The 24457-nt window shown below is 64.6% G+C and carries 19 protein-coding genes and 2 pseudogenes; 8 read left to right on the plus strand and 13 right to left on the minus strand.

Annotated elements, in window-relative coordinates; genetic code table 11:
* Nucleotides 1-14: 14 nt before the first annotated feature.
* Nucleotides 15-797: an enoyl-CoA hydratase/isomerase family protein gene (locus IVA79_RS22270; protein WP_247556672.1), complete on the minus strand. Its 783-nt coding sequence runs from the start codon at nucleotides 795-797 to the stop codon at nucleotides 15-17.
* A gap of 157 nt (nucleotides 798-954) precedes the next feature.
* On the opposite strand from IVA79_RS22270, the gene IVA79_RS22275 reads away from it, so the two are divergent.
* Nucleotides 955-2337 (plus strand): caspase family protein, encoded by a 1383-nt coding sequence (locus IVA79_RS22275; RefSeq protein WP_247556674.1) that lies wholly within the window; start codon nucleotides 955-957, stop codon nucleotides 2335-2337.
* Here IVA79_RS22275 and IVA79_RS22280 read toward each other — a convergent pair.
* Entirely contained in the window at nucleotides 2334-4424 is a 2091-nt protein-coding gene (locus IVA79_RS22280; RefSeq protein WP_247556676.1) for a molybdopterin oxidoreductase family protein, read from the minus strand. The two genes, IVA79_RS22275 and IVA79_RS22280, sit on opposite strands and share 4 nt — an antisense overlap.
* 235 nt (nucleotides 4425-4659) lie before the next feature.
* Between IVA79_RS22280 and IVA79_RS22285 the strand changes: the two genes are divergently transcribed.
* Genes IVA79_RS22285 through IVA79_RS22300 form a run of 4 tightly spaced genes read left to right on the plus strand, consistent with a single transcriptional unit; the run spans nucleotide 4660 to nucleotide 8942 of the window.
* Nucleotides 4660-5634 carry a tripartite tricarboxylate transporter substrate binding protein gene (locus IVA79_RS22285; RefSeq protein WP_247556678.1) on the plus strand — a complete coding sequence of 325 codons (975 nt, stop codon included), beginning with the start codon at nucleotides 4660-4662 and terminating at the stop codon, nucleotides 5632-5634.
* Nucleotides 5635-5647: 13 nt separating this feature from the next.
* Nucleotides 5648-6118 carry a (2Fe-2S)-binding protein gene (locus IVA79_RS22290; RefSeq protein ID WP_247556680.1) on the plus strand — a complete coding sequence of 157 codons (471 nt, stop codon included), beginning with the start codon at nucleotides 5648-5650 and terminating at the stop codon, nucleotides 6116-6118.
* Nucleotides 6115-8247, plus strand: a complete 2133-nt coding sequence (locus IVA79_RS22295) for a molybdopterin cofactor-binding domain-containing protein (protein WP_247556682.1) — start codon at nucleotides 6115-6117, stop codon at nucleotides 8245-8247. Before IVA79_RS22290 ends, IVA79_RS22295 begins: the two co-directional genes overlap by 4 nt.
* Entirely contained in the window at nucleotides 8244-8942 is a 699-nt protein-coding gene (locus IVA79_RS22300; RefSeq protein ID WP_249816125.1) for a substrate-binding domain-containing protein, read from the plus strand. Before IVA79_RS22295 ends, IVA79_RS22300 begins: the two co-directional genes overlap by 4 nt.
* 8 nt (nucleotides 8943-8950) lie before the next feature.
* On the opposite strand, the gene IVA79_RS22305 is transcribed toward IVA79_RS22300, so the two are convergent.
* From IVA79_RS22305 to IVA79_RS22320, 4 genes are read right to left on the minus strand one after another with little or no spacing between them, the layout of a single operon-like run.
* A complete protein-coding gene (locus tag IVA79_RS22305; protein WP_247556685.1) occupies nucleotides 8951-9757 on the minus strand; it encodes an SDR family oxidoreductase in 807 nt (268 codons plus the stop codon).
* A 22-nt stretch (nucleotides 9758-9779) separates the two neighbouring features.
* Entirely contained in the window at nucleotides 9780-11072 is a 1293-nt protein-coding gene (locus tag IVA79_RS22310; RefSeq protein ID WP_247556688.1) for a TRAP transporter large permease, read from the minus strand.
* Nucleotides 11063-11611 carry a TRAP transporter small permease gene (locus tag IVA79_RS22315; RefSeq protein WP_247556690.1) on the minus strand — a complete coding sequence of 183 codons (549 nt, stop codon included), beginning with the start codon at nucleotides 11609-11611 and terminating at the stop codon, nucleotides 11063-11065. The genes IVA79_RS22310 and IVA79_RS22315 overlap by 10 nt, the downstream gene beginning before the upstream one ends.
* A gap of 59 nt (nucleotides 11612-11670) precedes the next feature.
* Complete coding sequence (locus IVA79_RS22320) at nucleotides 11671-12642, minus strand: TRAP transporter substrate-binding protein (protein WP_247556692.1); 972 nt, start codon at nucleotides 12640-12642, stop codon at nucleotides 11671-11673.
* A 293-nt stretch (nucleotides 12643-12935) separates the two neighbouring features.
* Between IVA79_RS22320 and IVA79_RS22325 the strand changes: the two genes are divergently transcribed.
* Complete coding sequence (locus tag IVA79_RS22325) at nucleotides 12936-13712, plus strand: cyclase family protein (protein WP_247556694.1); 777 nt, start codon at nucleotides 12936-12938, stop codon at nucleotides 13710-13712.
* Nucleotides 13713-13722: 10 nt separating this feature from the next.
* On the opposite strand, the gene IVA79_RS22330 is transcribed toward IVA79_RS22325, so the two are convergent.
* The 5 genes and pseudogenes from IVA79_RS22330 to IVA79_RS22350 form a co-directional block, all read right to left on the minus strand.
* The gene (locus IVA79_RS22330) at nucleotides 13723-14451 is read right to left on the minus strand and encodes a Crp/Fnr family transcriptional regulator (RefSeq protein ID WP_247556696.1); all 729 of its coding nucleotides are present in this window, start codon (nucleotides 14449-14451) and stop codon (nucleotides 13723-13725) included.
* Nucleotides 14452-14709: 258 nt separating this feature from the next.
* Entirely contained in the window at nucleotides 14710-14838 is a 129-nt protein-coding gene (locus IVA79_RS36830) for a hypothetical protein (protein ID WP_256465649.1), read from the minus strand.
* Between the two features lie 91 nt (nucleotides 14839-14929).
* Nucleotides 14930-15642, minus strand: a pseudogene (locus tag IVA79_RS22340) (helix-turn-helix domain-containing protein).
* 146 nt (nucleotides 15643-15788) lie between these two features.
* Nucleotides 15789-18482 (minus strand): bifunctional acetate--CoA ligase family protein/GNAT family N-acetyltransferase, encoded by a 2694-nt coding sequence (locus IVA79_RS22345; protein WP_247556700.1) that lies wholly within the window; start codon nucleotides 18480-18482, stop codon nucleotides 15789-15791.
* Between the two features lie 65 nt (nucleotides 18483-18547).
* A complete protein-coding gene (locus IVA79_RS22350) occupies nucleotides 18548-19387 on the minus strand; it encodes a universal stress protein (protein ID WP_247556702.1) in 840 nt (279 codons plus the stop codon).
* Nucleotides 19388-19580: 193 nt separating this feature from the next.
* Here IVA79_RS22350 and IVA79_RS22355 point away from each other — a divergent pair.
* Together IVA79_RS22355 and IVA79_RS22360 are read left to right on the plus strand one after the other, a co-directional pair.
* A pseudogene (locus IVA79_RS22355) lies at nucleotides 19581-21127 on the plus strand (AAA family ATPase).
* An 11-nt stretch (nucleotides 21128-21138) separates the two neighbouring features.
* Nucleotides 21139-22113, plus strand: coding sequence for a CHAD domain-containing protein (locus tag IVA79_RS22360; RefSeq protein ID WP_247556704.1), 975 nt, complete (start codon nucleotides 21139-21141; stop codon nucleotides 22111-22113).
* Nucleotides 22114-22193: 80 nt separating this feature from the next.
* Here IVA79_RS22360 and IVA79_RS22365 read toward each other — a convergent pair whose 3' ends face one another.
* Together IVA79_RS22365 and IVA79_RS22370 are read right to left on the minus strand one after the other, a co-directional pair.
* Nucleotides 22194-22652 (minus strand): RidA family protein, encoded by a 459-nt coding sequence (locus IVA79_RS22365; RefSeq protein WP_247556707.1) that lies wholly within the window; start codon nucleotides 22650-22652, stop codon nucleotides 22194-22196.
* An 18-nt stretch (nucleotides 22653-22670) separates the two neighbouring features.
* Nucleotides 22671-24362, minus strand: coding sequence for a benzoate-CoA ligase family protein (locus IVA79_RS22370; RefSeq protein WP_247556709.1), 1692 nt, complete (start codon nucleotides 24360-24362; stop codon nucleotides 22671-22673).
* Nucleotides 24363-24457: the final 95 nt, after the last annotated feature.

Genomic DNA, 24457 nt, shown 5'->3' on the forward strand with positions numbered 1-24457 from the left:
AGCTCACCAAGGCCTCACCGCCCCGTCCAGAGCGGCTTGCGCTTCTCGCTGAACGCCTTCAGGCCTTCCTTGGCGTCCTCGGTCATTGCGAGCAGCGCGATCTGGCTTTCGGTGTAGGCGATGCTCTCGTCGAACGACATCGAGGCGATGGCGCGCATGGCGTATTTGCCGCGGCGGATCGCGGTCGGCGATTTGTCGACGATGCGGCCGATCAGCCAGTCGACCTTGGTATCGAGCTCTGCGGTGGGCACGGTGTAATTGAGCAGGCCCGCGCTCAGCGCCGCCTTGGCATCGAACGGCTCGCCGGTGAGCGCCCATTCGTTGACGAGGCGCGGCGGCGCGATGCCCTGCAACAGGCTCAGCACCTGCATCGGGAACACGCCGACCTTGACCTCCGGCAGGCCGAAGACGACGTGATCGGCCGCGACAGCCATATCGGTCATGCAGAGCAGGCCCATGCCGCCGGCCATGCAGACGCCGCCGACCCGCGCAATCGCCGGTTTGGTGGCGTTCTGTGACAAACGTAACAGATCGGCATAGTCGACATTTGGTTTGGAATGATCCATCGCGAAAGCCGCGCCGGAATTCTGCAAATCGGCGCCCGCGCAGAACGCCTTGTCGCCCGCGCCCGTCAGCACGATGACGCGGACGTCCTTGTCGTCATGCGCGTCGCGATAGCCTTTGGTGATGCCGGCGATGACCTCGCCGTTCAGCGCGTTGCGTTTCTCCGGTCGGTTAATGGTGATCCAGAACGCCTGCCCGCGCTTTTCCGTGATGATTGCCGTGGTGTCGGTCATGATAGGCTTGCTTCCTTGTGTTCCGTTTTGCAGCCATTTGCGGCAGGACGGGCAGCGCGCGCAAGCGCAATCTGCAATGCCCAATAGCGTGTGGGCGCAAATTCGGTTGCCGATTGTGGGTGACCGCCGTTATCCTGATCGGAGATTTTGGATCACCATGAACCATTTCATGCGCGCCGCAATGATGGTGTTGCTGGCAGGCCTGGTCGTGCTGGGCGGCGGCGGCGCCAGCCACGCGGCCGATGGCGCGAAACTCGCGCTGGTGATCGGCAATGCGAAATATCCCGACAACGAATTCGTGCTGAGCGAGGTCGCCAACGACGCCCAGGACGTCGCCGAAGAATTGAAGCGCGACGGCTTCGTCATCGACCGGCAGAGCAACCTCACGGCCGACGCCATGCGGCAGGCGCTGGATCGCTTCTATGCCCGCATCGAACGCGGCACGGTAGCGCTGATCTTCTTCGACGGTTTTGCCATCCAGTCCAACCGGCAGACCTACCTGCTTCCGGTCGACGCGCAGATCTGGACCGAGCCGGACGTGGCGCGCGACGGCTTCAGCCTCGACACCATCCTCGCCGAGATGAACACGCGCGGCGCCGCGATCAAGATCGCGCTGATCGACGCCTCGCGCCGCAACCCGTTCGAGCGGCGCTTCCGCCGCTATTCGGCGGGTCTTGCGCCGGCAATCGCGCCGAGCAATTCGCTCGTGCTCTACTCCGCAGCGCTCGGCGCGGTCGCGGCCAGCGGCAAGACCGATCACGGCCTGTTCGTCGCCGAGCTGCTGCGCGAGATGCGCGCGCCGAATATCAGCGCCGAGCAAGCCCTGACCAACACCAAGAACGGCGTGGTCGCCGCCACCAAACGGGAGCAGGTGCCGTGGCTGTCGTCCTCGCTAACCACGGAATTCACGTTTGCAGGTTCGGTGACCAAGCCATCGAACAACACGGGCGGCGGCCCGGCTCCGCAGAAGCCCGAGCCTCAGAAACCGGTCTGCGACGCGCCGCAAGCGGCGCCACCCCAGAGCGCCGACGATCTCGCCAAGGATCCGGTCATCGCTGATCTCAGCCGCAAGATTGCAGCGAACGCCAATGACAGCGCCTCGCGCTACAAGCGCGGCCAGGTCTATGCGATCAAGCGAGCCTACGCCCTCGCTATGCAGGATTTCGACGTCGTGATCCGCCGCAATTCGCGTGATGCCGAGGCGCTCAACAACCGCTGCTGGACGCGCGCTGCAACCGGCGATCTGCCGGGCGCGCTCGCCGACTGTAATCTGGCGCTCCAGATCGATCCCGGATTGAGCGATGCGCTCGACAGCCGCGGCCTCGTCAACCTCAAGCTCGGCCGGACCGCTGAGGCGATCAAGGACTATACCGACGCGATCCAGCGTAACCCGCGCTCGTCATCGTCGCTGTTCGGCCGGGGCATCGCCATCCGCAAAAGCGGCGGCGACGGCGCCATTGATATCGCGCAGGCGAAGTCGATGAATCCCGATATCGCGAAGGAGTTCGCGGGCTACGGCGTCACGGAATGCGTGCCTTAGGAGGCCGCCGCCTTCCTGATCCAGACCTTGTTGTCGTGGAACGCCGCGCCGCCGATCGGCGCGACGGCTTCGGCTCCCGTCAGCATGTTGATGCCGCGTCCACCGATATGGTTTTTGTTGGGATGAACGGACTCCGCGATCAGGACGCCGCGCCGCACGCCGTCGAACAGCGCCGCAACCAGCGTGGTCTCGCCGCGGGTATTGCCGAGCGTCACCGCATCGCCATCGGCAATGTCGAGAGCGGCTGCATCCAGAGGGTGGATCATCACGCTCGCCTTGCCCTCGCGTGCCTGCGAGGACGGCGTCTCGTTGAACGTGGTGTTGAGGAAGCTTCGCGAAGGGCTGGTCGCAAGCCGGAACGGATGGCCTTGATCGGTGTGCTCGATCACCGCCCAATGGTCGGGCAGATCAGGCATCTTGTCGAAATCGCCCATCGTCACGCCGAACGGCGGATGCGCCCAGTCTGCTCTAAAATGGAATTTGCCGTCGGCATGGGCAAAGCCGTCGAGGTAATGCGAGGTACGGAAATCCGGTTGCAGGTCGCGCCAGAGGTCGGCTTCGAGGCCGGCGATGTCGCCATGGTTGCTGAGCTTCAGCGTCGCGTCGATCAATTCACGCGGCGTCATCTCGAAACCCGGATGCTTCGCGCCAAGCCGCGGCGCCAGCGCCTGCAACACCTCGTGGTTGGAGCGGCACTCGCCGGGCGGATCGATCAGCTTCGGACCGACCGAGATGTGCTGATGGCCGCCGCCGTAATAGAGATCGTCATGCTCCATGAACATGGTCGCCGGCAGCACGATGTCGGCCATCTCGGCCGTCTCGGTCATGAACTGCTCGTGCACCGCGACGAACAGATCCTCGCGCGCGAAGCCCTGCCGGACCAGCGCCTGCTCCGGCGCCACCGTCATCGGGTTGGTATTCTGGATCAGCATCGCCTTGACCGGGCCCTTGCCGCGCAGGGCCTCGGCATCGCCGGTGAGGATGCGGCCGATCTTGGACTGGTCGAGTGCGCGGATGCTCGAGTCGATGGCGTCGTGGCCCTCGATGATGGATTCGTTGAAATGCCACAGCGCGTAATTGTTGAAGAAGGCGCCGCCGCCCTCATACTGCCAGGCGCCGGTCACCGCGGGAATGCAATTCGCCGCGTGCATCTGCGTGGCACCATTACGGCTGCGCGTGAAGCCGTAGCCAAAGCGGAAGAAGGTGCGCTTGGTCTCGCCAACCGCTTTCGCAAAAGCTTCGATTTCCGCCACCGGGACGCCGCAGATCGCAGACGCCCATTCCGGCGTGCGCGTCTTCAGGTGCGCCTCGAGCTCGGCGGGACAATCGGTGTATTTGTCCATATAGGCGCGGTCGGCATAGCCGTCGCGGAACAGAACATGCATGACACCACACGCGAACGCGCCGTCGGTGCCGGGCCGCAGGATGATCTTGATGTCAGCCTGCTTCATGGTCTCGTTGTCGTAGATGTCGACCGCAGCGATTTTCGCGCCGCGCTCCTTGCGCGCACGGGAGGCGTGCGTCATCACATTGACCTGGGTGTTGACGGGATTGGTGCCCCAGATCACGACGAGATCGGACAGCGCCATCTCGCGCGGATCGACACCAGCGATCTTGCCGGTGCCGATGGCATAGCCGATGCGGGCGACATTGGCGCAGATCGTCTGATAGAAGCGCGAATATTTTTTCACATGCGTGAGGCGGTTGAGGCCATCGCGCATCACCAGCCCCATCGTGCCGGCGTAGTAATAGGGCCAGATCGACTCCGCGCCGAACTCGCGCTCGGCTGCATTGAAGCGATGCCCGATCTCGTCGAGCGCCTCGTCCCACGAGATCCGCGCGAATTGCCCCGAACCCTTCGGCCCGGTGCGGCGCATCGGAAACATCACCCGCTCGGGGTGATGGATGCGCTCGGCGTAGCGGGCGACCTTGGCGCAGATGACGCCGGCCGTATAGGTCTGCTGCTTCGAACCACGGACACGACCGATGCTGCGGCCGTCGACCACCTCAACATCGAGGGCACAGGCCGAGGGGCAATCATGCGGACAGGTCGAATGGCGGATTTCGATCTTGGCGTGCTGGTTCATGTCCCAGTTCGTAACACCAAAATACCTGCCGGCCGAGCGCATTTATCCGGCAAGACCCATGCGATTTGTTCAAGCCGCACGCGCCGCCGGTTCCTGCTGCGACCGCGAAATGCGGATCGGCCACACCGAAAACCGCCCGGGTATTCCCGGCCCAACCGCCATTGTGAGGCGTCGACAGTCCGCATCGGCTGCCGCTACAGTGCCGGCCAACAAGAACGATATCAGGGAGGTGGGCATGATCGCCCGAAGATTCGTGCCGGCATTGGCTGCCGGCCTGCTCGCCGCACTCTCCGCAGCCCCCTCATTCGCCCAGGACTATCCCGTCCGCGCGGTCCGCATCGTCGTGCCCTTCGGCGCCGGTGGTCCGGCCGACGTGGCGGCCCGGCTGATCGGCAATGTCCTCCAGGAGAGCTTTGGCCAGCCCTTCGTGATCGAGAATCGCACCGGCGCCGGCGGTGTCATCGGCACCGTCGAAGCCGCGAAGTCGCCGGCCGATGGCTACACGCTATTGATGATGTCCAACACCCAGACCGCGAATGAATCGCTGCTGACGGTCGACAAACGCAAATACGAGCTGATGCGCGATCTCGCGCCGATCGCTCCGGTGAACTTTTCCGATCTCGTCATCGTGGTGAACCCGAGTGTTGCAGCCAAAACGCTGCCCGAGTTCATCGCGCTCGCCAAGGCGCAGCCGGGCAAGCTGAATTACGCCTCCTCCGGCCAGGGCACGCCCTACCACATGGCCGGCGAGCTGTTCAAAGCCATGGCCGGCGTCGATGTCGTGCATGTGCCCTATCGCAACAGCGGTGAGGCGCGCAGCGGCGTGATCGGCGGACAGGTGCAGATGATGATCGATGCGGTCCCGGCGATGGCGCCGAACATCGCCGAAAACCAGGTGCGCGCACTCGCGACCACCGGTAAGCACCGCTCAGCCGCGCTGCCGAACGTGCCGACCGCCATCGAGGCCGGAGTGCCCGGCTATGAGGCGACGATCTGGCTTGGCCTGATGGCGCCCGCAGGGACGCCGAAGCCTGTGATCGACAAGCTCAATGCCGCCGTCAACGCAATGGTGAAGCGGCCCGACATCGTCAAGCTCTGGACGGAACAAGGTGCCGTGCCCATGTCGATGACACCCGAGCAGTTCGACAAGTTCCTGCGCGGCGATATCGAGAAATGGGCCGACGTCGTCAAGAAGTTCGACAAGTCCTGAGGTCGTCGCGCGAATGCCTACCCTTCAGTTCCAGCTCAACGGTGCGGCGACGGCCGTCGATACCGATCCGGACCAGCCGCTGCTCGATGTGCTGCGCGGCCGGCTCGGCCTTACCAGTGCGCATTTCGGCTGCGGCGCCGGCGAGTGCGGGGCGTGTCATGTCATGGTCGGCGACCGCGCGATAACCTCCTGCGACGCGCCGATGTGGTCGGTTGCGGACAAGGACGTCGTCACTGTCGAAGGCCTCGGCACCGCAGAGCGACCGCACCCGCTGCAACGGGCCTTCATCTCCGAGCAGGCGATGCAATGCGGCTATTGCGTCTCCGGAATCCTCGTCAGCGCGGCGGCGCTCTTGAAGCGCAATCCGTCCCCGACGGAGGCCGAGGTCAGAGCAGCCCTCGATCGCAATCTGTGCCGTTGCGGATCGCATAACCGCATGGTCCGCGCCGTGCTGCGTGCGGCTGCAGAGATGGCGGCGTCATGACCACGTCGTCCCCTGCTCCGAAACTGCCGGTTAGCCTCGCGGCCAATCCAAAACTGTCGTCCTGGGTCAACTTCACCGGCGACGGTCGGGTGGCGATCTCGCCCGGCAAGGTCGAGATCGGCCAGGGCATCGTCACGGCGCTGGCGCAGATCGCGGCGGACGAGCTCGATGTCGATATCTCCAGGATCGAGATGATCCGCGCCTCGACGGCGATGAGCCCGAACGAGGGCGTCACCTCGGGCAGCCTGTCGATCCAGCAATCCGGCCGCGCGCTGCGCCACGCTTGCGCCGAGGTGCGCCGGCGTTTTCTCACGGCTGCATCGGAACGTCTCGGCGTCGACGTCTCGACGCTCGATGTCGATGACGGCACAATCTCGGGGCCGGGCAACGTCAGGACCAGTTATTGGGAGCTGGCCAGCGAGGTCTCGCTCGACCACGACGCCACTGCCGACCCGCGCGCGAAGAGCATTGATAGGCGCATCGTGGCCGGACATTCGGTCCAGCGCGTGGACATTCCCGACAAGGTATTCGCGCGGCCGCGCTTCATCCACGATCTTGCGCTGGCAGGACTGGTGCACGGTCGCGTGCTGCGGCCGGATATCTCGGGCGCCAAACTGATCGCACTCGATGAGGAGGCTGCACGCGCCGGTCCCGGCCTCGTTGCGGTCGTGCGCGACGGCGGCTTCGCCGGTGTGGTCGCCGACAACGAGGCGGCGGCGGACGCGGCGCTCAAGGCCTTGCGCAAGGGCGCGACGTGGTCGGCCGGCGAGCCGCTGCCCGATGAAGACGATCTGGCGGGCTTTCTGAGGAGCCAGCCGGTCGACACCACCGTCATCGACGCCAGGACGGCGGAGCCGACACGCAAGCCCGCCCAGACCCTCCGCCGGCAATATACCCGCCCCTACATCGCCCATGCCTCGATCGCGCCATCCTGCGCGATCGCCCAATGGGACGGTGACCGCGTCCATGTCTGGACCCACAGCCAGGGCATCTATCTGCTCCGCGCCGATCTCGCCATCGTGCTCAAGCTGCCGGCGGATAACATCGTCGTTGAGCACATGGAGGGCGCCGGTTGCTATGGTCATAATGCGGCCGACGACGTCGCGCTCGATGCGGTGCTGCTGGCGAGAGCGGCCGGCGGCCGTCCGGTCCGGGTGCAATGGTCACGCCACGACGAGATGTCCCACGCCCCGTTCGGTGCGGCCATGGCCATCGAGATCGAGGCCGATCTCGATGCGAACAACGAGATCATCGGCTGGCGCCATGCGATCTGGAGCAACGGCCATGCCGCACGGCCCGGGCGCGCGGCGCAACCCGCGCTGCTCGCCGCGACCGAGATCGCAAACCCCTATCCGCGCATGATCTCCACCAATCCGCCGGCGGCCAATGGCGGCGGCGGCGATCGCAACTCCGTCCCACTCTATGATTTGCCCGCCTGGACGATCACCAGCCACCGGCTGATGACCATGCCGGTGCGCACCTCGGCGCTGCGGACGCTCGGCGCACAAGGCAATGTGTTTGCCATCGAATCCCTGCTCGACGAAATCGCCGCCTTGCGCGGCGAAGATCCGATCGCGTTCCGCCTGCGGCATCTGCGCGACGAACGGGCGCGCGATGCCATCCGCGCCGCGGCGCGGCGTGCCGGATGGAAGCCGCCAAAGCATGCCGGTGTCGGCCACGGCGTCGGGTTCGCTCGCTACAAGAACATAGGCGCATATTGCGCCGTGATTGCCGAGATCGAAGGCTCCGACGACATCCGCGTCAAGCGGCTCACGCTTGCGGTCGACGTCGGCGAGGCCATCAATCCGGACGGCGTCATCAATCAGATCGAGGGTGGCGCGATTCAGGCGACGAGCTGGGTGCTGAAGGAGCGCGTCCGTTTCGACCGGACGCGCATCACCTCGACCTCTTGGACAGACTATCCGATCCTGACCTTCAGCGAGGTGCCGGCGGTAGTTGTCGAGATCATCCAGCGGCCGGAGATCGAGCCGGTCGGCGCCGGTGAAGCCGCGCACGGCCCGGTGACGGCGGCGATCGCCAATGCGGTCTACGACTGCCTCGGCGTGCGCGTGCGCGATCTGCCGATCACACGCGACAGGATCATCGCAGCTGCGGAGCTGGCATCTTGACGACAGTGAACATCTTGAGCGGTGGCGCGGCGCAAGGCCTGGTGCGCGGCCTCGCGGAGGCCTTCAAGGCGCAGACCGGCTTCGGCATCGACGGCGAATTCGGGGCGGTCGTCCTCATGGCCGACAAGCTGCGCGCGGGCACGTCGGCCGATCTCGTGATCCTGACCCGGGCGCTCCTGGCAAAGCTCGCCGAGGAGCAGCTTGTCACCCCCTCCTCGATCACGGATGTCGGCCGCGTCGAGACCGCATTGGCGGTCCGCAGCCGTGATCCCGAGGTGACGGTGAAGACCGAGGCCGATCTACGCGAGGTGCTGCGCAGTGCCGACGCGATCTATGTCCCCGACACCAAGGCTTCGACGGCGGGGCAGCACGTTGCCAAGGTGCTGGACCAGCTTGGCATCGCCTACGAGGTCGCATCGCGCCTCAAGATATTTCCGAACGGCGCAACGGCGATGCGGGAGCTTGCGGCATCCACCGCGCAAAGGCCGATCGGCTGCACACAGGCAACCGAGATCATCGCGACCGACGGCATCGCGCTGTCGGGGTCGCTGCCGCCGGGCTGCGAGCTCGTGACCATGTACACCGCCGGCGTGACCGCCAGGGCCGCGCATCCGAACGAAGCTGCTGCACTGATCGCGCTCCTGGCCGGCGCAGATCACAGGGAGCTGCGCCAGCGCGCTGGCTTTACCGGCTAGATGCCGCCTTATTTGTGCAGCTGGGTAAGCCCGGTCGGCGGGCCGTCGACCGCGGTCCAGCCGCCATCGACGAACAGCGTGCTGCCGCTGACATAGCTAGCGGCATCCGAGGCGAGATAGGCCACGGCGGTCGCGACCTCGTCGGCACTGCTCCAGCGGTTGAACACGGTGTGGCCGGCATAGAGATTGTAGATGTCGGGGCGCTGCTTGAAAGGGCCGGTCAGCGCGGTCTCGGCGATGCTCGGCGCGATCGCGTTGACGCGCACGCCGGCGTGGCCGACCTCGGAGGCAAAGCCCTTGACCAGCAGGCCGATCGCCGCCTTGGTCGAGCCATAGACGCCGAGGCCCGGCTCGATGGTCACCGCGCGCACCGAGGAGCAGGCGATGATGCTACCGCCCTTCTGCGCGACCATGATGCGGCCAAAGGCCTGGAAGAACCAGACCGTGCCTTTGACATTGAGGTTGATGACGCGGTCGAGATCCTCCTCGGTGTAGTCGAGGATGGTCTTGCGGATGTTGAGCCCGGGCGTCGTCACGGCGATGTCGAGCCGCGAGAACTTCTGCATCACGGTTTGGGCGAGCGCATTGACGTCCGCCGCGCTCGCGGCGTCGCAGCTAGCGGCCTCCGCCCAGCCGCCCTTGTCGCGAATGCCGGCGGCGGTCGCTTCCGCAGCGTCGAGCGCGCGATCGGCGCAGACGACACGGGCCCCTAACCCGGCAAGAGCCTCGGCCGACGACTTGCCGATGCCGGACGCGGCGCCGAGGACAATTGCAGACTTGCCGGTGAGATCGAAGAGCTTGCGATAGTCCGTCACTGATAGCTTCTCCCTGGTGCTGCTAGCCCTTGTAGCCCATCAGCAGGCGGGGCAGCCACAGCGAGAATGCAGGGACGTAGGTCACGAACATCAGTGCTGCGATCAGCGCGGCATAGAACGGCAGGATGGTGCGCATCACCGCACCGACCGAGATGCCGCCGATGGCGCAGCCCACGAACTGCGTGGTTCCGACCGGCGGCGTGTTGAGCCCGAGGGCGCAGTTGATCAGCATCAGCATGCCGAACTGCACCGGGTCCATGCCCGCCTTCATCGCGATCGGCAGGAAGATCGGGGTGCAGATCAGAATGGTCGCCGCCATGTCCATGAACGTGCCGAGCACGAACAGGATGACGTTGATGAGCAGGAAGATCACCCAGGGCTGCGTCGACACCTTGCTCATCATCGCGCCGGCGAGATCCGCCACCTCGTAAAGCCCCATCAGATACTGGAACATGGTGGAGACGCCGATCAGCAGCAACACCACGCCCGTCGTCTTCACCGCCTTGGCCGCCGCGCGCAGGAAGTTCTGCAGGGTCATGGTGCGGTAGATGAGGAAGGTCAGCAGGATCGTGTAGGTGACCGCGACGGCGGCGGATTCGGTTGCCGTAAAGACGCCGGAGAGGATGCCCGTCAGGATGATGCCGACAATCAGAAGGCCGGGCAGCGCGGCCGCGAGCGAGCGGAACACCTGGGCCCAGCCCGGGAACTTGCCAGCCGGATAACCCCGCTTCACCGCGACTGCGTAGGCGGCGACCAGCATGCAAACCATCAGCACGATCGCGGGCAGCAGGCCGGCTGCGATCAGCGCGCCGATCGAGACCTTGCCGCCGGCGGCCAAGGCATAGATGATCATGTTGTGGCTGGTCGGCATCAGGGCTCCGACCAGCGAGGCGTGGGTGGTGACATTGACGGCGTAGTCGGTGTCGAAGCCCTCTTTCTTCATCATCGGGATCATCACCGCGCCCATCGCCGACACGTCGGCCACGGGCGATCCGGAGACGCCGCCGAACAGCGTGCAGGCGACCACGTTCGACATGCCGAGGCCGCCGCGGATGTGGCCGACGAGATTCTTGGCGAGCTGCACGATCTTGTCGGCGACGCCGCCATGCAGCATCAGCTCACCGCTGAAGACGAAGAAGGGAATCGCGAGGAACGAGAAGATGTTCATCCCCGACATCATCTGCTGGAAGATGACGGCGACCGGCAGACCTTCGTAGAGAATGGTGCAGATCGCCGACAGGCCGATGGCGAAGGCGACCGGGACGCCGAGGATCAGGAAGCCGAAGAAGGTGGCGCCGAGGATGATCAGTTCCATGAGGGGACGACCTCTTCGCCGCGGAGGAGAGCGATGATGTGCTCGATTGAAAAAGACACGATGAGGACGCCGGAGGCGATCAGCGGCACATAGCGGATGATCTCGGGAAGACCGAGATTGGGGATTTTCACGGTTCCGACCGAGGCCCCGAGGATCCAGCCGTTGTAGGCCATCGCAATGCCGAAGACGGCCACCAGGACGTGGATCACGAGCTCGATCTTCTCGCGCATGTGATCCGGGAGCATGACCAACAGACTATCCATACCGATGTGACCGGCATCGCGCACGCCGACGGCGGCGCCGATCAGCGTGACATAGAGGATCAGAACCAGCGCGAGGTTCTCGGTCCAGGTCGGGCTGGAGTTGAGGACGTAACGCCCGAATACCTGATAGAACACGATGGTGACGATGACGATCAGTCCGGTCACGGACAGATACATGCCGGCGCGAGCAACGGGGGCGTTGATCCGCGACAGCAGGCCCGCGGACGGTCGTCCGACCGCCTCATGCTCATGATCTGCGACGTGTGGGTCTGTCATCCCGCGCCTCCTTGCGAAGGTCCGGCGTCACCTCGCAGCGACGCCGGGCCCTGCCATGTTTACTTCGTGCCCTGGATGCGCTTGACGAGGCTCTGGAGCTTCTCGTCGCCCGCGAACTTCTGGTAGACCGGCTTCATCGCGTCGACGAACTCCGCCTTATTGGCGATCGTCACGACCTGGACGCCGGCCGCCTCGACCGTCTTGCGTGAAGCCTGCTCACGCTCGTCCCAGAGCTTGCGCATGACGGGCACCGATTCCTTGGCCGCCTTGCGGACCATTGCCTGGTCCTCCTTGCTCAGCGTGTCCCAGACCTTCTTGGATATCACGAGGACTTCCGGCGCCAGGGAGTGCTCGGTGATGTTGTAGAACTTGGCGGCCTCGAAATGGCGCGAGGATTCGTAGGAGGGCCAGTTGTTCTCCGCAGCATCCACGAGGCCCGTCTTCAGCGCGGTATAAACCTCGCCATACGGCATCGGCGTCGGGTTGGCACCGAGGCTCTGGATCATGCCGACCCACAGGTCGGACTGCTGGACGCGGATCTTCAGGCCCTTGAGATCGGCGAGCGATTTGACCGGAGCCTTGACGGTATAAATGGATCGGGCGCCGCTATCGTAATAGGCGAGGCCGACCAGGCCAGCAGGCTCCATGGCCGCCAGGATCTCGTCGCCGATCGGCCCGTCGAGCACGGTGCGCATGTGCTGCGTGTCGCGAAACACGAAGGGCAAGCACAAGGCAACGGTCTCGGGCACGAAGTTGTTGAGCGGCGATGCGTTGATCCGCATCATGTCGAGCGCGCCGATCTTGAGTTGCTCGATGGTGTCCTTCTCCGAGCCCAGGGCTCCATTGGGAAACACCTTGACGCCGAGCTTGCCGCCGCTCGCCGCCGCGAGCTGCTTGCCCATGAACTTGACGGCTTCGACGGTCGGATAATCGGCGGGATGAACGTCGGCGGAGCGGAAGTCGCGCGCGGTCGCCAGGGGCGCCGAGAGCGCCAGCGCGACGGCTGTGACGATACCGGTGAGTGTCTTCATCTGGGCTTTCCTCCAGGGTTGATTATGTCGTTGTCGGGCAGGCTGCGGGCCGGCTTGGGTCGCTCCACTTCTGACGTGAAGTCAAGCGCCAAGTCGTCCCTAGGGCGGGCGGCATTCTCTGTCCAAGCCAATTCCGGCATCGATCGATGCAACAGTTGCATCGATCAATTTCCGACGCAATTCGCATTATGGCGGGTACGGCGGGTGGCCGACGTCGCCGCCCCGTGACTTGACGCCGCCAATGGAGGCCCCTCAAGATATTGGAAACAGCGGACCATGTTGAGGAAATGCCCATGCCGCGGAAGCTGATCGATATCTCGGCGCCGCTTCGAAACGACGTGACGGCCGATCCGCCAGGCAACCATCCGACGATCCGGTATATCGATCACCAGCAGGGCCTGCCCCGGATGCTGCAGTTCTTCGACGGTCTCAAGGCGCAGGATCTGCCCGACGGACAGGGCTGGGCCGTCGAACAGGTCTCGCTGTCGACCCATAACGGCACGCATCTCGATGCGCCCTGGCACTTCCATCCGACCATGAACCGCGGCGAGCGGTCATGGACGATCGACGAGGTCCCGCTGGAATGGTGTTTTCAGCCCGGCGTGAAGCTCGACTTCCGGCACCTGGCCGACGGCTATGTGGCGGGGGCCGACGACGTCGAGAAGGAGCTGAAACGCATCGGACACACGCTGTCACCACTGGAAATCGTGGTCGTCAACACCAGTGCCGGCGCCAAATTCGGCAAGGCCGAATACGTCAATTCCGGTTGCGGCATGGGCTATGAAGCCACCATGTATCTGCTCGAACGCGGCGTGCGGCTGACCGGCACTGACGGCTGGAGCTGGGACGCGCCGTTCGTCTACACCGCGAAGAAATATGCCGAGACGAAGGATGCCGGCCTGATCTGGGAAGGCCACAAGGCGGGACGGCACATCGGCTATTGCCATCTCGAGAAGCTGCACAATCTCGATCAATTGCCCTCGACAGGGTTCACGGTCTCATGCTTCCCGGTGAAGATCGAATGCGCCTCGGCGGGCTGGACCCGCGCGGTCGCCATCATCGACAGTTAGGCAGGCGCTGTCACTCGCCGTCGAGGCCGCTCTCGGCAAGCTCGCGCAGGGCATCGATATCCAGCACGACGATGGCGCCGTGCTCGAGGCGCACCCAGTTGCGGCCGGCCCAGGCACGCAATTGCTTGTTGATGCTCTCGCGCGTCATCCCCACCATCTCGCTGATCTCCTGCTGCGTGATGGCGAGCGTGCCGCTGCCGGAGTCGAACTTGCGCTCTTCGGTGAGACCGAGCAGCGCGCTCGCAAGCCGGCCCGGCAGGTTCTGGAGGATCACCTGCTCGACCTGCTGGCTGGTCCAGCGCAGACGCGCGCAGAGCAGCTCGATGAATTTCATCGCAAGGGCCGGCTGGCTCTTCACGAACGGCAGGAAGTCCCGGCGATCGATGATGTAGAGCTCGCAATTGGTGTTGGCGGTCGCATCCGCCGACCGGGGCGCGCCGTCGAGCACCGCGATCTCGCCAAAAATCTCTCCGGGACCGATCAGATTGAGAATGGCGTTCCTTCCATCGGGCGACGAGGAGGAAATCTTGACTGTCCCCGTGATCACCGCGAACAGATTGTTGCCGGGATCGCCCTTGGCGGCGATCGTCGCGCCGCGCTTCACGCTGGTGTGCTTGGCGTAGCGGCAGAGTTGATCGAGCGCTTCCGGCTCCAGATCCGCGAAGATCGGGTGCTTGCGCAGGACCGATAATTTGTTGCCCGCCGACTGTCGGGGGTCGCCGGTCTTGTCCTGAGGCACGCCGTTGGGCTCCTAAGACTACGAGGCACTGAGGTTCCTGCGTAGTCAACGTTATCAGGCTTTTCAACCGGAAAGCACGCGCGCGGTTTGAGGCAAATGCCGCGAAAAAGCCGCGGTCATGCCGGAACGGCGCATCCGAAGGATGCGCCGATGCGTTTTAATCGATGCAGAGTTGCAGGCAGCGCAAGTCGCGATTGCGTTGAGGCGCTGGCAAGAGCCGGCCGGACGAGCGTCGGCCGGTGGCGCGTCCAGGCCTCTTCAGCGCTTGGAATCCGGATCGAGCCGGCCGGGGCTGGTTTGCCGGTCCGCCCAAGCCAGAGCTGCGGCGAATGCAACGAAGATCGCGACGACGACAATGGCCATCAGCAATGCGTCAGCGGGCATCATGCTCCTCCCAGATGGTTTGGGGCATTATTTGCCGCGGCCGCCCGGCGTCATCGATCGAGATCAAAAAGTCAGGGCGTCACGGACGGATCGGTCAGGCTGCGGCCAGCGCCTCCGCGCGCGCAGGATCGAGCAGGCTGATGCCGCCGTGAATGATCTCGATCACACCGTGACGCTCCAGCTTGGTGAAGGTGCGGCTGACGGTTTCGATGGTCAGGCCGAGGTAGTCGGCGATGTCCTGAGGCTCATCGGAAGCGGGACCGTGTCGGACAGCGCCTTGAGCGCGACCTGCCGATCACGCCAGCCGAGCAGGAAGGTCGCGACCTTCTCGTCGGCCGAGCGGCGGCCGAGCAGGACCATATGGTCGCGTGCCTGGCTCAACTCGCGAATGGCCAACTCGTTGATCCGCTTGAGCAGAAGCGGCCGGTCTTCGCTGAAGCGGCCGAACGGCGCTTTGCCGAACTGGCACACGGTCACCGCGCCGATCGCATCGGCCGAAAAATTGTGCCGGCCGGATATGTTCATCCCCAGGAAATCACCGGGTAAGGCAAAGCCCACGATCTGCCGCCGGCCGTCAGGCAGCAACTTGTACAGCCGCATGGCGCCTTCGAGCACATTGTAGAACGAGGTGGTGATGTCCTCCTCGGAGAACACGGTCTGGCCGGAGTCAAAATGAACGCGGCGTCCCAGATGCTCGAATTCCCTGAGCTCGGCCGCATCCAGCGACGAACAAACCGCCGCTCCGCGCACGGCGCAATCGTTGCAGAAATGCCCGTTCGGCTCGATCGTGACCACGGAAGGCTTCATCCACCGCTCCCCGCGCCGGCTGCCCCCGACGCCGGGCCGAGTCCACCGCGCAGCTGCATTTTACTGCACTGTGCCAAAGCCGATTGACTCAGATCAAATCTGGGAAAGTCACAGCGCTCTGAAGAAGCGATGCGTCTCGTCTGCGCTCAGAGCTTCAGCCTGACGTCGCAGATGTCTGGTTCGGCGGGATCCGGTTTGACCTCGAAGCCGAGGCCCCGGCACATTTCGAGCATGACGGCGTTCTCCTGGAGCACGTCGCCCGATATGACTTTCAACCCTTCCGACCGCGCGTAGTCGATGATCAGCTGCATGAGGGCCCAGCCGAGCCCCCTGCCCTTGAGATCGGACCGTAGCAGGATCGCGTATTCGCCGCTCTCGTAGATCGAATCCGAATGAAGCCGGACCACGCCGACCATTTCGCCGGTGGCCTCGTCGAATGCAATGAAGGCCATCGCGCGCGCGTAGTCGAGCTGGGTCAGGCGTGCGATGAACTCGTGGGTGAACTCCTTCATCGGGGCGAAGAAGCGCAGGCGAAGGTCGTGCGGCGTGACGTGCCGCAGGAATTCGTGGATGGTCGGCTCGTCCTCGGGACGCATCGGTCGCACGAAGATGCGCCAGTCGTCCTTGACCTTGAGGCGGCGTTCCCATTGCGACGGGTAGGCGCGAACGGCGAAATTGGCCGGGCCGGAGCCGACAAACTTCCGTTGCGGCGGCCCGACCGCGACACGGGCATCGACCGCGGTCACGCCGGTTTCGTCCGCCAGCAGCGGATTGATGTCGAATTCGCGGATTTCGGGAATGTCGGCAGCCATCTGAGCCAGCTTGACCAGCACCATGGCCACGGCATCTTGCTTGACCGCCGGCACGTCGCGATAGGCTTTTAGCAGCCGCGACACGCGCGTACGGTCGATCAAATCGCGGGCCAGCTGCAGATCCAGAGGCGGCAGCGCAAGCGCCTTGTCGTTGATGATCTCTACGGCGGTCCCACCGCGGCCGAAAACCACCACCGTGCCGAAGGTCGGATCGTCGGCGAGGCCCAGGATCAGCTCGCGCGCCTTTGCCTTGACGACCATCGCCTGGACGATGACGCCGCCGATGCGGGCCTCGGGCCGCAGCCTTCTCGCCCGGGCGAGAATGTCCGAGGTGGCCGCACGCACGGCCTCCGGCGTCGTCAGGTTGAGCACGACGCCGCCGACATCGGATTTGTGGATGATGTCCCGCGACATGATCTTCAGCACGACTGTGCCGCCCTGTGCGAAGATTTCCTTCGCATAGGCCACCGCCTGCTCGACATCGGTCGCCGCATAGGTCGGCACCATCGCGATGTCGTAGGTTTCGAGCAGATGCTTGATCTCGACAGGCTCGAGCCATTCACGGCCGTCCGCGATCGCTGCGGTCACGATCTGCCTCGCTCCCCTCGCATCCGGAACGAACGTATCGGGCATGGCGGGGGGAACCTGGCTCAGCTCCTCCACCACCTCGCGATGCCGGACCAGATGCATGAAGCCGCGCACGGCATCGTCTTCGGTCGGATAGTTCGGCATCCCGGCGCCGGAAAGTGCCTGAATGATGTGCTGATCGGCGCCGACCCAGGCCGCCAAAACGGGCTTGGCCCAGCGGCGATGCTCCTTCCGATATTTGCCGACGAGCTCCGTCACGGTCGTGGCGATCTCGGTCGCCGAGGCAATCGCCGTTTGCACGTTGAGGACCAAAACCGCGTCATTGTCGCGGTCGGCCAGCAGCACCTCCAAAGCCGCCGCGTAGCGCGCGGCGTCAGCGTCGCCCACGATGTCGACGGGGTTTGCACCGGACCAGGTCGGCGGCAGCGCCGCGTCGAGTGTTTTGCGCGCCTCCGCCGAGATGGTCGCCGGAATTCCACCGAGCTCGACCAGTCGATCGACGGCGAGCACGCCGATGCCGCCGCCGTTGGTCAGGATGGCGAGACGCTTTCCCGTCGGCGATTCGACGCGGCCGAGTGTCTCGGCACAATCGAACAACTCACGCAGATCGGAGACGCGCAGCACACCCGCCCGGCGGAACGCCGCGTCGTAGACGGCGTCGGCACCGGCGAGTGCGCCGGTATGCGTGGCGGCTGCCTTCGCGCCCTGCGCCATGCGGCCGGACTTCACCACGACGACGGGCTTCACGCGCGCGGCGGCGCGCGCCGCCGACATGAACTTGCGCGCATCCTTGATGGACTCGATATAGAGCAGGATCGCGCGCGTCTTGTGATCCATCGCGAAATAGTCGAGCAGATCGGCAATATCGACGTCGATCTGATCGCCGATCGAGACGATGCCGGAGAAGCCGACGCCGCGCTGCGCAGCCCAGTCCACCATGCCGGCAGCGATCGCGCCCGATTGCGAGATCAACGCGAGGCTGCCCGCCCCCGGCATATGTGCCGCAAAGCTGGCATTCAGGCTGACCCCGGGCATCATGATGCCCAGGCAATTCGGCCCGATCAGCCGCATGCCATATTTGCGGGCCGCGGCGATGGCAGCCTCGTGCAGAGATCCCGGTCCATGGCCGAGTCCGGCCGAAACGATCAAGGCGCCGGCCGAGCCGCGACGCCCGGCCCGATCGATGATATCAGGAATCTCACGCGCGGGCGCGGTGATGACCACGAGCTCGGGCACGAATTCCAACCGGTCCAGACTTTTCACCGCGGCGATGCCGCCGATTTCGGCATGGCGTGGATTGACGAGGCCGAACCGCCCCTTGAATTCGGCCTTGCGAATGTTCTCCAGGACGGCGCGTCCGACCGAGACTGGACGGGCGCTTGCGCCGACGAGCGCAACTGAACGGGGCGCCAGCAGATTGTTCAGACGATAGGTTGACATGAAAGCAAATGCGCCCGGTCAGCCGCAGTTCCGATGGTTACGATCAGGCTGAAAAGGTGGCGAGCCTAGTGCGAGATCATAACCCAGCATGGTGGCTGGCCAATGACGGTCTTTGTCACACCGCCCCACACGATCTCGTTCAGGCGCGAATGATGATAGGCGCCCATCACGATCGCATCCATGCCATGGGAATTCGCCCAGCTTCCCAGCACCTTGCCGATCGAGCTGCCGCTGCCCTTGGCCGTTTCGAACGAGGCGTGGACGCCGTGTTCCCTAAGATGATCGACGAGGGCTGTTCCGGATTGCACGATCGCTTCGGTCTTGTCATCCGCAACCGTCACCACGCGAACCGAGGCGGCCGCCTGCAGGACCGGCAGCGCGTCGCCGACCGCGCGTGCCGCACGCGCGGAGTGATCCCAGGCGATCATGACGTTCTCGAATTCAGGACGAAGTTCGTCCGCGAGATGTTCCGGGCAGAGCAGAAGCGGACGGCCGGATCCGAACAGAAAGGCTTCGACAATGCTCTCCGTTCGGTTGTCATGCGGCTTCACGGGAAGCAGCGTGAGATCGCTGAAACGAGCGTGCTCGGCCAGGACCGCCGCGACCTGGTCCGCCGGCACTTTGCCCGTTCGGCTCCGGGCACGAATATTGGCGCGGGATGTCGCATTGGTGAATGCATTGAGGAGCTGCTGCGTGTCGCTCGCCTCGCGCGAACTGCTGGCCTCCGCGGCCTCGCGATCGTAGGGCAGCATCACCTTCGGCCGCTGGTAAACCTCGTCCTCGAGCGCGAGCGCGGTGATCCTGGCACCGAGGTCGGCGGCGACGGCCACACATTTCTCGATCGCAACCAGGGCCGGCCCGCGCGGCTGGCCGACAAGCGGCAGAAAGACATCCTTGATGGGCATCGGGATTCTCCTTACCCGCCACAATAGGCCGGCTTTCGTCGAGACGCTTGATCCTCGTCAAGCCACGGGGAACTCCGCCCCGGGCAGCCGGCGTCGGGCGTTGATCGACGTCAAGGACTGGCCGCGATCCGCTCCTAAGGGTTACCCTGATCGCCGGGCGAACCGCCTCCCGACGCATCTGGATGTGCCAGGAATGACAGACGATTCTGCGACCCAGGACCGGATCTTTGCGGCGCTCACCCATTCCGGCGAGCATCCGGACGTCAAGCGGGTCGACACGCACGCGGCTTCGGTGTTCCTCGACGGCAAACGCGCGTTGAAGATCAAGCGCGCCGTGCAGTTTCCGTTCCTCGATTATTCGACGCTCGAGAAGCGCAAGGCCGCGTGCGAGGAGGAAATCAGGGTCAACCGGCCGCTGGCTCCGCAGATCTATCACCGCGTCGTCGCGATCACCGAGGAGCCGGACGGATCATTCAAGGTCGATGGCCAGGGCCGTCCGGTGGAATATGCGGTCGACATGTCGCGTTTCGACGAAAACCGGACGCTGGATCATCTGGCAAAGACCGGCCCGCTGGATACGAAGCTCGCTTCCGCCGCCGCTGACGCGATCGTGGCTTCGCACGGCGCGGCGGCCCGCGCGGACGGCAAAGCATGGGTCGCCTCCATCCCCGCCTTGATCGGCGGCAACAGTCACGGTCTGCGAGCCGGCGGCCATTTCGACGCGGGAGATATCGAAGAGCTCGGCAAAGCCTCGCACCAGGCATTCCTGCGTGTTCGTCCCCTGCTCGCAGAGCGAGGCCGGAAGGGCTTCGTGCGCCGCTGCCATGGCGATCTGCATCTCGCAAACATCGTTTTGATCGAGGACCGGCCCGTGCTGTTCGACGCCATCGAATTCGATGCGCAGATGGCAACCGTCGACGTGCTCTACGATCTCGCATTCACGCTGATGGACCTGCTGCACCACGATCAGCCACACGCGGCCAACATCGTCCTGAACCGCTATCTCGCCGCGACGCCGGCGGACAATCTCGACGCGCTCTCGGCCCTGCCGCTGTTCATGTCCATCCGGGCGGCGATCCGCGCCCAGGTGGCCCTGGCGCGGCTGAAGCCGCCGCATTCCGATGATCCCGACATTCTGGACCAGGCGCGGCGCTATTTTGACCTCGCCAGAACGCTGATCCATCCTGCCGCTCCGCACCTGATTGCGGTCGGCGGATTGTCAGGCACCGGCAAGACGGTTTTGGCGCAAGCGCTCGCGCCCGTCGTCGCACCGCTCCGGGAGCCGTCGTGCTGCGCAGCGACCTTGTCCGTAAGCGGATGTTCGGGGTCGAGGAGACGCACCGCCTGCCGCCGTCCGCTTACACACCGGAGCACGCGGCCCGCGTCTACGATACGCTCGCTCAGCATACCAGGCGGGTGCTGGCGCAGGGCTATTCGACGATCATCGACGGCGTGTTCGCGCGCGAGGACGAACGGGACGCTATCGCCGCACTCGCGCGCGAGCGCAACGTGCCGCTGAACGGACTATTCCTGGTTGCCGACCTCGCGACCCGGCAGATGCGGATCGGAAGCCGCCGGGGAGACGCATCCGACGCCACGGAAGAGGTTGCCGCGCTGCAGGAGCACTATAATATCGGCCACGTCGGTTGGGCGACCATCGATGCATCCGGGACACAAGAGCAAACGCTCCAAAACTGCCGGGACGCGATCGCTGAGGGGCAAATAAGGCAATCCGATTGACGCGGGCAAGAATGTCGCGACCCACCACAAGCTCGACGGCCGCCAAGCATGCCAAGCCGGCGACACGGCGCAATGCCCTGCCCGCCCGCCTCAGCCCCGGCATGGCCTGCGACACCGCATTCCGGATCATCGCGCGCCGCCACCTCGATGCCGTCCTCGCCCAGCATGACGGCACCTGCCGCGGCGATCCCGACGCGCTGCACCAGATCCGGATCGCATTGACGCATCTGCGCACCGCCATCCGCTTCTTCTCGCCGATGGTCGACGACGCTCTGCGCCCAAATGTCTGGGCCGAACTGAGATGGCTCAACAGCCAGCTCGGCATGGTGCGGGACCTCGACGTGGCGATCGAGCGGGTCGTCGCCGAGAGCGGCGACGAGCTCGCCGTCATCGCCGAGCTCCAGCACTGGGACGAGAAGCGCACCGAAAGCCACCGCCTGCTGGCGCGCGCACTGCAATCCGCGCGGTATCGCCGCCTTGTCGAGCAGACCTCGACCTGGATCGAGAGTGGTCCCTGGTCGACCCGGCGCAGCAAGGAGGCCATTCGATTACGCCGCTGCACGCTCGCCGATCACGCGACGGAGCGGCTGACCGCGTGGGAGACCAAGCTGCTCAAGACAGCGCGAAAACTCCGCAAGCTCGACGTCGAGAAACGCCACAAGCTGCGGCTTCTCAACAAGCGGATGACCTATTCGATCGAGTCGCTCCAGGACCTGTTTGCCGGGGAATCGCTGACGAAACAGAAGTCCATCCTGAAGAGATTGCGCAAGGCGCAACGCTCGCTCGGACAATTGAACGACGATGCACGAGGCCAAGCGCTGGCAGCGTCGTTGAACGGCGCTGGCGTCGATGCGAGCAATCGCTTCCTCGACCGCAAGCGGGAAAAGAAGCTGTTGCAGACGGCCTCAGCGGCCTACCGGAAACTAGACAAGACCAAGCCCTTCCGCTCCGCGGACCTCGCGCCGAGTTCCGAGCCTGAGGCCTAAAGCGCTATGAGATCGGGATGATTGTCATCACGCTTTGGATTGTTGTTTGAGCATGATCGTTTTGGCCAAGCCGAGCTGCGTCAGCGCGGAATGACGGCGGTGGCCTCGATCTCGACGCGCGCCGCCTTCTCGACGAGGCGCACCACCTGTACCAGCGCCATCGCGGGGTAATGCGCGCCGAAGATGGCACGGTAGATCTTGCCGAGCTCCTTCAGGTTGGACAGGTACTCGTCCATGTCGACGACGTACCAGGTCAACCGCACGAGATGCTCTGGCCGCGCGCCGGCCTCCGTCAGGATCGCGGCGATGTTGCTTAAGGTCTGGTGCACCTGCGCGACGAAGCCGTCGGCGAGCCGCTCCTCGGCATCCCAGCCAATCACCCCGCCGGTGACGACGATGCGCCCTTCGGCGGCCATGCCGTTGGCATAGCCCTTCGGCATCGGCCACCCCGACGGCTGGAGCACCTGCACCCGTGAGCCGTTGTCATCCTCGGCTGCGGTCGGCAGCACGGCGAGCTGCGGGCCTTTCGGCGTCGTCACGGACAATTCTTCATCCTTTCATTCCGCCGCGACGCCTGAGGACGTCACGGCGGCCTGCGCCAATTGCCGTAAGGCAAAGCGCTTCAATTTTCCGGTCTCGGTCTTCGGGAGTTGCGTCACGAACTCGATGGCGCGCGGATATTTATACGGCGCAATCTCACGTTTGACATGCTCCTGCAACTCGGCCACGAGCTGCGCGTCAGGCGTCACGCCGGGCGCCGCGATGACATAGGCCTTCACGATCATGCCGCGCGCCTCGTCCGGGGCACCCACCACGCCGCACTCGGCGACCGCCGGGTGCGTGAGCAGGGCCGCCTCGACGTCGGTGCCCGCGATATTGTAGCCGGCCGAGACGATCATGTCGTCGGAGCGGGACTGGTACCAGAAATAGCCGTCGCTATCCATCAGATAGGTGTCGCCGGTGATGTTCCAGCCGTTCTGGACGTATTTGCGCTGGCGCTCGTCGGCGAGATAGCGGCAGCCGGTGGGCCCGCGCACTGCAAGCTTGCCCATCGTGCCCGGCGGCAAATCATGACCATCATCGTCGACGATCTTGGCCTCATAGCCCGGCACGGGTTTTCCGGTGGCACCAGGACGAATTTCGTCTTCCGTCGCGCTGATGAAGATGTGCAGCAGCTCGGTCGAACCGATCCCGTCCATCAACTTGATGCCGGTGCCCTTGAACCAGGCGTCGAAGGTCGGCTTGGGCAGGGTCTCGCCGGCAGAGACGCATTTGCGCAGCGAGGAAATATCGCGCCCGGCAAGCTTGCCGATCATGGCACGATAGGCGGTCGGGGCCGTGAAACAGACGGTGATCTTGTACTGCTCGATCGCCGTCAGGATGTCGTCGGGCGTCGTCTTCTCCAGCACCACGAAAGAGGCACCAATGTGCATCGGAAACAGCACGCCGCCGAAGCCGAACGTGAACGCGAGCGGCGCCGAGCCGACGAAGCGATCCGCCTGCTCGGCCCGCAGGATATTGCGCGCATAGCCATCGCAGACCGCGAGCATGTCGCGATGGAAATGCATGGTGCCCTTGGGATCGCCTGTCGTTCCCGACGTGAAGGCGATCAGGCAGACGTCGTCGGAGGCGGTATCGACGGCCTCGAACTCCGCGCTCGCGTCGGCAATTAGCGCTTCGAGTGTGTCGCCAGGACCGTTGCCCCAATAGACCACTTGCTTGAGACCGGGCGCTGCGGCCTTCGCCTTCTCCATCTCCTCGGAGAGTTTGCCGTCGCAGAGCGCCAGCGCAATCTCCGCCTTCTGAATCGGATAGGACAGCTCCTTGGCACGCAGCAACGGCATCGTCGCCACCACGATGCCGCCGGCCTTGATCACCGCGAGATAGGTCGCAACCATCATCGGATTGTTGGCAGAGCGCAACAGCACGCGATTGCCGGTGACGAGACCGAGCTTGCCGACCAGTACATTGGCGATGCGGTTCACGAGCGCCTGCAGCTCGCGATAGGTGTAGCTGACGGTGGGACTGATGACGCAGGGGGCGTCCCCATGGCCCTGCTCGACCCAGCGGTCGAGGAAGTAGCTGACGCAATTCAATCGTGGCGGATAGTTCAGCTCCGGCCGCGTGAAGATGAAGTCGGGCCAGAGCTCGCGCGGCGGCAGATGCTGCTGCGCAAACGTATCGACATGGGTCGTCGCGGCGTTGCCGTCATCCGAGCCCGTGACTTGAACCTTGGCGGCGTTGGCCATCGCACGCTCCTTTCAGCATGGATTGCACCCGGCAGCACGATCTGAAAACATTTTAGGCTTAAAACAATTTGGCGCAATAGCGGATTTTGGGCATC

This window comes from Bradyrhizobium sp. 138 (assembly GCF_023074075.1).
Classification (GTDB): domain Bacteria; phylum Pseudomonadota; class Alphaproteobacteria; order Rhizobiales; family Xanthobacteraceae; genus Bradyrhizobium.

Coding starts and splice junctions, on each gene's coding strand:
- IVA79_RS22270 (WP_247556672.1), bottom strand. CDS start 797: ATGACCGACACCACGGCAATCATCACGGAAAAGCGCGGGCAGGCGTTC.
- IVA79_RS22275 (WP_247556674.1), top strand. CDS start 955: ATGAACCATTTCATGCGCGCCGCAATGATGGTGTTGCTGGCAGGCCTG.
- IVA79_RS22280 (WP_247556676.1), bottom strand. CDS start 4,424: ATGAACCAGCACGCCAAGATCGAAATCCGCCATTCGACCTGTCCGCAT.
- IVA79_RS22285 (WP_247556678.1), top strand. CDS start 4,660: ATGATCGCCCGAAGATTCGTGCCGGCATTGGCTGCCGGCCTGCTCGCC.
- IVA79_RS22290 (WP_247556680.1), top strand. CDS start 5,648: ATGCCTACCCTTCAGTTCCAGCTCAACGGTGCGGCGACGGCCGTCGAT.
- IVA79_RS22295 (WP_247556682.1), top strand. CDS start 6,115: ATGACCACGTCGTCCCCTGCTCCGAAACTGCCGGTTAGCCTCGCGGCC.
- IVA79_RS22310 (WP_247556688.1), bottom strand. CDS start 11,072: ATGGAACTGATCATCCTCGGCGCCACCTTCTTCGGCTTCCTGATCCTC.
- IVA79_RS22315 (WP_247556690.1), bottom strand. CDS start 11,611: ATGACAGACCCACACGTCGCAGATCATGAGCATGAGGCGGTCGGACGA.
- IVA79_RS22320 (WP_247556692.1), bottom strand. CDS start 12,642: ATGAAGACACTCACCGGTATCGTCACAGCCGTCGCGCTGGCGCTCTCG.
- IVA79_RS22325 (WP_247556694.1), top strand. CDS start 12,936: ATGCCGCGGAAGCTGATCGATATCTCGGCGCCGCTTCGAAACGACGTG.
- IVA79_RS36830 (WP_256465649.1), bottom strand. CDS start 14,838: ATGATGCCCGCTGACGCATTGCTGATGGCCATTGTCGTCGTCGCGATC.
- IVA79_RS22345 (WP_247556700.1), bottom strand. CDS start 18,482: ATGTCAACCTATCGTCTGAACAATCTGCTGGCGCCCCGTTCAGTTGCG.
- IVA79_RS22350 (WP_247556702.1), bottom strand. CDS start 19,387: ATGCCCATCAAGGATGTCTTTCTGCCGCTTGTCGGCCAGCCGCGCGGG.
- IVA79_RS22360 (WP_247556704.1), top strand. CDS start 21,139: ATGTCGCGACCCACCACAAGCTCGACGGCCGCCAAGCATGCCAAGCCG.
- IVA79_RS22370 (WP_247556709.1), bottom strand. CDS start 24,362: ATGGCCAACGCCGCCAAGGTTCAAGTCACGGGCTCGGATGACGGCAAC.